The organism is Noviherbaspirillum sp., from assembly GCF_035944575.1.
In the GTDB taxonomy this organism is placed as follows: domain Bacteria; phylum Pseudomonadota; class Gammaproteobacteria; order Burkholderiales; family Burkholderiaceae_D; genus Noviherbaspirillum.
Map to the genome: position 1 here is coordinate 1 of NZ_DASZBA010000062.1, position 9,839 is coordinate 9,839.

Genomic DNA, 9,839 nt, shown 5'->3' on the forward strand with positions numbered 1-9,839 from the left:
GTAGGCCAGAAGAATTCCGAGGAAGGTCCCCACCAATGCATTCGCAATCAGAATGCCGAGCTCCGCCGGCGGCAGGCCGACCGACGCCATTGTATGCACCACGCCCATGACCGCGGCGACGATGCCGAATGCGGGCATCGCGTCCCCGAGCTTGGCGATGCAATGCACGGGCACTTCGCCCTCCGCATGATGCGTCTCGATTTCGTTGTCCATCAGGTTCTCGATCTGGAACGCATCCATGTTTCCGGACACCATCAGGCGCAGGTAATCCGTCATGAACTCGATGATGTGGTGGTCTGCGAGGATTGCGGGAAATTTACTGAAAATCGGACTTTGCTCGGGGCTTTCTATGTCGCCTTCAATTGACATCAGCCCTTCCTTGCGGACTTTCGTGAGCAATTCGAACAGCAGCGACATCAGTTCCATGTAGAGCGCCTTGCTGTACTTCGACCCTTTCAGCAGACTTGGCAAGGCCTTGAAGGTGGCCTTGATCGCCTTGCCGTTGTTACCGACAAAGAATGCACCCGCCGCGGCGCCGCCGATCATCAGCAGCTCGACAGGCTGAAACAACGCGGTAAGGTGACCGCCGGCCAGCACAAAACCGCCGAATACGGAGGCGGCAACGATGATATATCCGAGAATGACTAGCAAGGGACGATGCTCCGGTCTTTATTAAAGTCTTAACCATGTTGGACAATGCATCGCCAGAATATCAATCCGCCTGGCTTGCCAATTGCATGAACAAGACCCCTAAAAAGGGCTTCCATTTGGATTACGGCGGATTACCGACAAACTTGAGAGATTACTTGAAGTCAGGCACGCGGAATTCGCCATCCATAGACCGGCGGCGCGCCGTCGAATGTGGTTTTGATGATATCGGGCGGCGCATCCGGAATCGGAAACTCGTAGCTCAGCAGCAGCGTCCCGGCCCGCATTTCGGCCTGAGCCTTGCGCCAGAGGTCCGGCATCGCAGCCGGCGATAAATAGGCGAACACGACATCGTAGGCGGACAGGTCGAGCCGGTTGTAGTCGCCACGCAGGAATTGGGAACGGTTGCCGGCAATCCGGCCACGAAGCAGGCTGATTATCCATGGCAAGGGAGCAAGTTCGATGCCGGCGAAATGACTGTCGCGATGAATGCCGGACAGGTGCATCGGGAGGCCGCCCAGTCCGCTGCCAATGTCGACAAAGCGCAGCCCGCGCTCCGGTGGCAGCAATTCCGACACAGCCCGCCATACCGCCGGACCGGATGGATAAAAGGGAACCTGCGTGCGGTACACATTCCAGTACAACGCCGTAAGCGAAAGGAATATCGCGAGATAGATCCAGGAGGGAAGTTGGAGTGACTGTGCCGCGAGCAGCGCCGGTGCGAACAGGAACTGCAAGATGAGCCACCACGGCGGCATTCGGCACAGGCGCGATACCGCGGCGGCGGTCACGCCTTGCAGCAGCGCCGCCATACCTATGGTGAGATGGAATTGCGATTGACTTGCCAGGACGCGGGCCACTACCAGCACAATCAGAAAGGATAAGCCTTGGATTGCGAGAGCCTGTAGCGCGGGCAATCTGCGCCGCGCCATTTCCTTACCCATTTTCGACTCCCGCTCCGAAACTGCCGCGCCCTGCTTGATCAGGCCGGCAGCTCCGCCGATGCGGCCGCGTCTTCCTTGGCCTTTTTGGTTTTGCCGGCACGGGAAGGCATATGGCACAGACCGCAGACATAGTGATCGTTCAAATCCAGGTTATGGACGACGAATTCGCCGGTGCATTTGCTGCAGCAGGCGGTGGATAACATTTTGCTCTCGAAGAAGCGCACCAGCGTCCATGCACGGGTCAGCGACAGCACCGGCTCACCGCTCGGATCGGGCTGGACCTGCTCAAGGTAGAGCTTGTAGGCCTTCATGACTGCTTCGATACCGGAAATATGCGCGTGCTCGACCAGATACCGATGAATATTGATAAACAATGACGAATGTATGTTCGGCTGCCAGGTGATGAACCAGTCGGTGGAAAAAGGTAGCATGCCCTTCGGCGGCGATACGCCTTTCAGCTCCTTGTAGAGCTTCAGCAGCCGCTCGCGGGACAATGTGGTTTCGGATTCCAGCAATTGCAGCCGCGCGCCGAGGCGGATCAGCTCGATCGCCAACTGGATTTCCTGCGCTTCGGTCACCACACTCTTCTTCGCCATGCCTGTCTCCTGTTAATCGTTCGACGCCTGTTACTTATTCAGACTTCAAACAATTTCCTCGATCGGCTGGCCCGCCATCAGGATCGCGGCATGGGAATGCGCCAGTTCACGGTCCTTGTTATAGTTGGTGAGCATGCCGAGGATGGCGCCGTCATCGAAGCGGAAACGGGCCAGCATCATGTTGGTGCCTGCCAGCTTCAGGATCTGGCTGGTGTTCAGCGCTTCCAGCAAGTCGGCGATTTCACTGCTGATGCCAAGACGGAAAATTGCCGTCGCCTTGTCGGCGCGGATCATTTGCTGCGCAAGCATCAAGTAGCTGAGGTTGGCGTCCCGGATCTCCGACATCATGTCATTCACATTCATTTGGTCTCTCCCTTGTGTGCCGGTTTGCATTTATGCATCGACGATGAAATGCATTCTGCGCGCCGCCATGAGGAGAGCAAATAGGGTTGCGTCGGTATTTTGCGTCGGACGATGAGCGTCGACGCTTGTCGGCGTTTGTCCTACAAACGACCGACAGCAAGTATCTCGCGCTTACATCGAAGCACGGGAACCCGCTTGGGGACTGGGTTTGCGGCGGGCCAGAGTGTGGTGGCGGCGCACGGCGTTACCCATTGATAGAAGGGAAAGCTTGGTAATAAATTCACCCGTATGTTGTGTTTTTACCTCGTCAAACTGACATATCACTGTTGTAAACACGTCGTTATTTTGGCGTATGGGAGGAATAACGACTGCCAGAATGTAAACTTTAGGCTCCGATCCGAAAATTTTCGGGACGCTTGTCGCCTGAGTCTGTATACGACCGCAAAAAAATCAACTTGAGGGTTCGAACAAAATATTTTTAAAAAGTTGCTTCTAATCAGTAACAAACTGTATCTATGATGCAACTTTCAATGGTCGCCCAGGCATCAAAAGGGACTCTTTCCCTTGACAACCACGCTACTTCCGCATTTGCAATCAAAAATTCCTTGTGCCGCACGGCACTTTCCCGCCCGGCGCTGGTCTGTCGTGTCTCGTCGCTCCGCTCACTGGTGGAGCATTTAATGATGGCCATTTGTAGGTTGACAACGGCCGGTGCACCAACCGGGCTCTTGACCTACTTTCAACGGAACAGGATGAACAGATGAGCGCAGTGCTACAACCGCAGGCAGACCACTTCGACACCGCAAATATCCTTGGCGGACTTTACGGCGACGGCATCATCGGATGCAAAGGCGCTTTCGACCGGTCATGGGTGCAGCGACTGCGTGAAGATATCGATGTGCTGTTCCAGGAGGCGCTGCAGCGCCCGGGCGGCGCACTGAACCGTGGACCGAATCGGTTTTACGTGGAAGTGCATCCCGAACGGATCCGTGGATTTGTCGACCTCGTCACCCACCCCTGGGTGGTCGCGGTCTGCGAGGCCGTGCTTGGCCCGGACTACCGTATCGTTGAAGCCGGATTCGATGTGCCCGGACCCGGTGCGGCGAACCAGCCATGGCATCGCGACTTCGCCATGCCTGACGCGACGTCGAAGGGGCGCCGCCTTAATTCGCTGGCATTCAACCTGACTACGGTGGATGTATATGAAGATATGGGGCCGTTCGAGATTGCGCCCGGCACGCAGTGGGACGACTTGAGCAACTGCGGTTGCGAAAAAGGCATGTTCCCGCCGAAGTCCTACTACCATCGTTATGAAGCACGCGCGCAGCGCAAGATGCCCAAGATGGGCGACATCTCGGCCCGTTCCGCCCTCACCATTCACCGTGGCACCGCAAACCGCTCCGACAAGTCGCGCCCGGTGTTCGTACTTGGCGTGGACGCGCCGGATGCGCGCAACGCCGACCATCACGATATGCAGGTCACCAAGGCTTACTGGAACAGCCTGCCTGAACAGGTCCGCAGCCACCTCACCTGCCGTATCGTCGATCGTCCGGAGCCTATCGTACAGGCGCACACGATCGAAGGCCTGACGATGGGTGTTTGAGAAAGCGCTGTTGTCTTCTATTCCATGAATACCGCTGGCAGGCGCTTCTACACAGCCTGCTAGCGGGGGGCAAGGCGCAATGCGCCGTCAAGCCGTATCACTTCCCCATTCAGCGCCAGATTCTCGGCAACATGCAGCACCAGGGCGGCGAACTCCTCCGGCTTGCCCAGTCGCTTGGGAAAAGGCACTGAAGCCGCAAGCGACTCCTGTAACGATTCCGGCAAGGTTTGCATCAGAGGCGTCATGAAGAGGCCGGGCGCGATCGTCATGACCCGCACACCGAATTGGGCAAGATCGCGTGCCAGCGGCAGCGTCATCGACACCAACCCGCCTTTGGAGGCGGCATAAGCAGCCTGTCCGATCTGCCCCTCATAGGCGGCAATGGAAGCCGTGGAAATAATCACGCCGCGCTCACCGTCCGCCATCGGCTCCAAAGTCAGCATGTCCGCCGCAGCCTGTCGTATCACATCGAAGGTGCCGATAAGGTTGACCTGCACGACACGGCTGAAGTCATCCAGCGCCATGGGCTTGCCATCTTTTCTCAAAAGGCGCCCCGTACCGCCTATCCCGGCGCAATTCACCACGATACGCGCGGAACCATACTCATTCCGGGCCGCAGCGATTGCCCGCGCCACGCTCGCACTGTCGGAAATGTCGCATCGCACGGCGAAGCACCCCAGTTCGTGGGCCAGCGATTCGGCCGATTCCATATTGACATCAAGGATCGTAACTCTGACTCCTGCTCCGGCGAGCTCGCGCGCAGTTTGCGCGCCGAGACCAGAAGCCCCGCCTGTCACGAGAGCGGCTTTTCGATTGATATTCATCATGCTTTCCTTTCAGGCCAAGTGGAAGATCGAGAGCTGAGTCGAGTCGCGAGGAAGGTGTATGGGCATGAGAATAAACCAGAATCCGAAAATATGAAACTATAGTTTATTTTTCTTAGAAAATTGCATATAGTATTTCATACAACCGAATTGAAGACCTGTTTGGGGTGCCGAAACAAAAGCATGAAGGACGGAGGCAAGGATGCAGATCAACATGGGAAACATCACGCGAGACACTGGCTTGCTGTTCGCGAAGCCGCGGATGTCTGTCACCCAACGCGCCGACGGTGCGGTACTACTTGAATCGCCGCATATACTGGAAGACTATGGACGCTGCATCGGCGATGACTTGGAACGATGGGCTCGACTTGAGCCTGAGCGGCTCTTTCTTCAGGAACGCGACGCGACCGGGCAGTGGACCGGCCTCACCTATGCCCAGGCATTAACGCAGGTCCACCGCATCGCTGCCTGGCTGTTAAAGGATGGACGGTCAGGGCCGGACCATCCGGTGGTTGTGCTGTCGGATAACAGCATCGAGCATGCGCTGCTGATGCTCGCGTGCCTGCATGTCGGCATTCCCTACTCCGCCCTCTCCCCTGCCTATTCGCTGGTCTCGCAAGATCACGCGAAGTTGAAAACACTCATTACCCTGCTCGACCCCGGACTGATTTATGTCGCCGATCCGGTCCGGTATGCAGCCGCACTGGCATCCATAAGGGACCTCCATACCGCGCCGTTGGTGATCTCGGGATACTCCATACCGTCCGTAGGACAGCCTGCATCCGCGTCCTCGCCGGACATGCTGCCTTTCGCCGATTTACTGAGTTACGCTGATGACGAAGCCGTCGCTGATGCATACGCACAAGTCGGCCCGGACACGGTGGCGAAGATTCTTTTCACTTCCGGCTCCACGGGGGACCCGAAAGGCGTGATCAACACTCAACGCATGCTGTGCGCGCCTCAGCAAGGACTGGCACAGCTATGGCCGTTCATGAAGGATTCGCCGCCCATCCTTCTGGACTGGCTGCCGTGGAACCATACCTTCGGCGGCAATCATAATTTCAATCTGATCTTGAAGAATGGCGGCACCCTGTACCTGGATTCCGGCAAACCGATGCCCGGCATGTTCGACGCCAGCCTACGCAATCTGCAGGATGTTTCCCCATCCCTCTACCTGAATGTCCCTCGTGCATTCGATATGCTGGTTCCGGCCTTGCGCGCCGACAGGGAATTGCGCCGCAAATTCTTTTCCCGGCTGCAGATCATTTTTTACGCCGCTGCCGCATTGCCGCAAACCCTGTGGGACGCACTGATCGAACTATCCACAGAAGAGCTGGGCCATCCGGTACCGATGGTGACGTCGTGGGGATCGACAGAGACCGCCCCCCTGGCGACCCATTGCAACTATCAGGCGGCCCGCTCGGGCGTCATCGGCCTGCCGATTCCCGGCGTGCAGCTCAAGCTGCTGCCGAATGGAGAGAAGCTGGAAGTTCGCGTGAAGGGACCCAACGTGACGCCGGGTTATTACAAGCAACCGGAACTGACGCAAACAGCATTCGACGACGATGGGTTTTATCGCATCGGTGACGCAGTGCGCTTTGTCGACAGCGACCAGCCCGAATTAGGCCTCCTCTTCGATGGCCGCGTAGCGGAAGATTTTAAGCTCAGCAGCGGCACCTGGGTCAATACCGGCAAACTGCGCGTCGGCGGCATCGAAGCACTGGCGCCGATCGTGCAGGACATCGTCATTACCGGGCACGACCGCGATTTCGTCGGCTTCCTGATTTTCCCCAATGCGGCTGCGTGCCGGCAGCTGGCGGGTCTCGCGCCGGATACTCCGATGACCGATGTGGTATCGCATCCTGTGGTCAGGAGCCATATCGAAAAGGGCATGATGGCAATGAAGCGGAATTGGGCAGGCACGTCGAACTATCCACAACGCGCAATCGTCATGACCGATGCCCCGTCGGTCGATGGCAACGAGATCACGGACAAGGGCTATATTAACCAGGCGGCGGTGCTGCGGCGGCGCGCGCAACTGGTCGACAGGATACATGCCGCTGTGCCGGACGCCGACGTCATTGCACTGTCATAAATATGCAAGCAATCAAACTTTATGCGCTCACGAATGCCAACACTACCGACCGACGCAAGCGTGCCTGATGCCGATGACTTCCCGGGATCATCCGACACCGGCGAACAACCCGCCGATACTTTATCTGAAAACGCGACGGATCTTGCAGCGCGCGTCGGTCAGCGGGTACGCGCCGCTCGTGCTGCTCGCGCGCTTTCGCGCAAGCGGCTTGCCGCCAAATCCGGCATTTCACTTCCCTATTTGTCGCGCGTGGAAAAAGGCGACGGCAATGTATCCATCGGCGTCCTGCACAGGCTGGCGCTTGCTCTCAATCTCCCGATTGAAAACCTGGTTGCAGATACCGACGGTTATGGTGCCGACTATGCACTCATCGTCGAGCTTCTGAAACGCCAGTCACATGAAAAGCTGGGCGAAATCAGGCGCATGCTGATCCACGAGGTGCAGGACGAACAGGAAGCTCAAGTGCAACGATCCCGCCGCATCGCCCTGCTCGGCTTGCGTGGCGCAGGAAAATCCACGCTTGGTCCGGTTCTCGCACGACGCCTCTCGATTCCTTTCATCGAACTCAACAAGGAAATCGAGGCGGAAGCCGGCATCAGTCTCAACGAGGTGTTTCTGATCTACCGCCAGCCAGGTTACCGTCGCCTGGAGCGGCGCTGCCTTGAACGGGTGATTTCCACTTACCCGGAGTTTGTGCTGGCCGCCGGCGGCGGCATCGTCACCGAACCGTCCACCTATGAGCTGCTGCTCCATTCGTTTTACTGCGTCTGGCTGCGTGCCGATCCCGAAGAACACTTCCGGCGGGTGATGGCTCAGCATGATGTACGTATCGCCAACGATCAACTCAAACGGGAGGCAATGGAGAACATCACGCAATCGCTCTGCGCGCGGGAAAACCTGTACGCTTTGGCACCCGCATGCATCGACACGACCGGAAAGTCGATCGATGCATCGGTAGAGGAAATCTTGAGGTTGATGGCGAAACATAACTCACAGGAGCGTTGAATTACCGGTATCACGTCGTTGCAACAACCGGGCCTTTTCGGCCTTTTTCGAATCCCATATCAACTACATTACGCTGGAGGAAACATGGATAGGAAGTTGAAACGAAGCGTGCTGGTTATGCTCGGGTCTCTCGCTGCCTGGGGCACGCCGGCTATTGCCGACATCAATATCGGCATCACCGTCAGCGCCACCGGACCGGCAGCTGCACTTGGCATCCCGGAGCGCAATACCGTTGCGCTTTTTCCGACCACCATCGAAGGCGAGAAAATCAACTTTATCGTCCTCGATGATGGAACCGACCCGACACAGGCAAGCAAGAATGCCCGCAAATTCGTTGCGGAGCACAATGTAGATCTGATAATCGGTTCCTCATCGGTGCCGCCCGCTCTAGCCGTGGCGGAGATTGCAAACGAAACTCAGACGCCGCAGGTCGCACTGGCGCCGATCGAAGTGACCGGACCGAAGAACACCTGGGTTTTCCGTGTTCCGCAGCACAACGCCGTGATGGCCCAATCACTGGCACAGCATATGAAAGCCAATAACGTCAAAACACTCGGCTTCATCGGCTATACCGATGGCTATGGCGAAGGTTGGCTGAGCGAAATGACCAAGGCGGCGGAAGCGGCTGGCATCAAACTTATCGCCGTCGAGCGATTCAACCGGACCGACACCAGTGTGACCGCGCAAGCGTTGAAACTCGTTTCGGCGAAGCCTGACGCCATCCTTGTGGTCGCGTCGGGCACCCCATCTGCGATGCCCCAGCTTGCCGTGCTTGACCGCGGCTTCAAGGGCCAGATCTATCAGACGCACGGAACTGCAACCAAGGAATTCATCCGGGTCGGCGGCAAGGCCGTCGAGGGCACGATTCTGCCGGTCGGGCCTGTCGTCATCGCCAACCAGCTTCCTGACAGCCACCCATCGAAAAAGGTCGGGCTGGAATACGTCAAGAGATACGAAGAGAAGAACGGCCCGGGATCGTTCTCCTCCTTCGGTGCTCATGCGTACGATGCTTACCTGCTCTTTGCCGCAGCCGCACCTGCTGCATTGAAAAAAGGAAAGCCGGGAACGCCGGAATTCAGGCAGGCACTGCGTGACGGCATGGAAAGCCAGCGCGAAATCGTCGGTACGCATGGCGTGTTCAATATGACATCGACCGATCATTTCGGCCATGATGCCCGCTCACGCGTTCTGGTACGTGTTGAAAACGGCGACTGGAAGCTATTGGACTCCAAGTAAAGTAACGGCCGATGTGCCGGCATCCGGTGATGAAGAACAAAAGCCCCATGCATGGGGCTTTTGTTTTTGCGTTGTTAGCGGACATCCAAGCCGGGGAGCGCTGCGCCCTGCGACTCAGGGCGACGCCATCTCCCTAACCCTCCTTCATGGTCTGCTCTTGGTTACTTGGCTGTTTCCACACTCTTCAGGATCGAAAAACCATAACATCAGCTGCGCGGGCCGATAGCGCCGTATTGGACGAAGCTTGTCGTTCTCTACGCGTTTGCTTCGTCGCTATTCGTCAACCAGCCGACGCAGCCCATGGAAATTGCGCAGCGAGCGGTTTTTCAAATGTTGACAGTGACCACGCACGTTGGTCGATCCGAAAAAGTGTGCATTGCTGGAACCAGACCTTTCGAGGTGCGCCTGCTCATTTTTTAAGTGCAGAGCCTTACTGAAAATCCGGACGTTGCACTCCGCCGGTCTGTTTGCATTCAGGACATGAGATAACGACGCCGCCCAACACGTTCGTCAGATTGTTCTCAC

General features: G+C 57.2%; 9 protein-coding genes. 4 read left to right on the plus strand and 5 right to left on the minus strand.

The window, feature by feature from the left end:
• From motA to flhD, 4 genes are all read right to left on the minus strand, one after another.
• Nucleotides 1–651: flagellar motor stator protein MotA (gene motA / locus VGU61_RS03495; RefSeq protein WP_326857712.1), on the minus strand; the 651-nt coding region annotated here is incomplete at its 3' end.
• A 161-nt stretch (nt 652–812) separates the two neighbouring features.
• Nucleotides 813–1,592 carry a class I SAM-dependent methyltransferase gene (locus VGU61_RS03500; protein WP_326857713.1) on the minus strand — a complete coding sequence of 260 codons (780 nt, stop codon included), beginning with the start codon at nt 1,590–1,592 and terminating at the stop codon, nt 813–815.
• 38 nt (nt 1,593–1,630) lie between these two features.
• Nucleotides 1,631–2,188 carry a flagellar transcriptional regulator FlhC gene (gene flhC / locus VGU61_RS03505; protein ID WP_326857714.1) on the minus strand — a complete coding sequence of 186 codons (558 nt, stop codon included), beginning with the start codon at nt 2,186–2,188 and terminating at the stop codon, nt 1,631–1,633.
• Nucleotides 2,189–2,233: 45 nt separating this feature from the next.
• A complete protein-coding gene (gene flhD / locus VGU61_RS03510) occupies nt 2,234–2,551 on the minus strand; it encodes a flagellar transcriptional regulator FlhD (protein WP_326857715.1) in 318 nt (105 codons plus the stop codon).
• A gap of 760 nt (nt 2,552–3,311) precedes the next feature.
• Here flhD and VGU61_RS03515 point away from each other — a divergent pair.
• Nucleotides 3,312–4,154, plus strand: a complete 843-nt coding sequence (locus tag VGU61_RS03515) for a phytanoyl-CoA dioxygenase family protein (RefSeq protein ID WP_326857716.1) — start codon at nt 3,312–3,314, stop codon at nt 4,152–4,154.
• A 59-nt stretch (nt 4,155–4,213) separates the two neighbouring features.
• Here the strand turns inward: VGU61_RS03515 and VGU61_RS03520 are convergent, their stop codons facing one another.
• Nucleotides 4,214–4,978, minus strand: a complete 765-nt coding sequence (locus VGU61_RS03520) for an SDR family NAD(P)-dependent oxidoreductase (protein ID WP_326857717.1) — start codon at nt 4,976–4,978, stop codon at nt 4,214–4,216.
• Nucleotides 4,979–5,180: 202 nt separating this feature from the next.
• Between VGU61_RS03520 and VGU61_RS03525 the strand changes: the two genes are divergently transcribed.
• The 3 genes from VGU61_RS03525 (at nt 5,181) to VGU61_RS03535 (ending at nt 9,314) form a co-directional block, all read left to right on the plus strand.
• The gene (locus VGU61_RS03525; RefSeq protein WP_326857718.1) at nt 5,181–7,073 is read left to right on the plus strand and encodes a feruloyl-CoA synthase; all 1,893 of its coding nucleotides are present in this window, start codon (nt 5,181–5,183) and stop codon (nt 7,071–7,073) included.
• A gap of 33 nt (nt 7,074–7,106) precedes the next feature.
• Nucleotides 7,107–8,078, plus strand: a complete 972-nt coding sequence (locus VGU61_RS03530) for a shikimate kinase (protein ID WP_326857719.1) — start codon at nt 7,107–7,109, stop codon at nt 8,076–8,078.
• 84 nt (nt 8,079–8,162) lie between these two features.
• Nucleotides 8,163–9,314, plus strand: a complete 1,152-nt coding sequence (locus VGU61_RS03535; RefSeq protein ID WP_326857720.1) for an ABC transporter substrate-binding protein — start codon at nt 8,163–8,165, stop codon at nt 9,312–9,314.
• Nucleotides 9,315–9,839 lie beyond the last annotated feature (525 nt).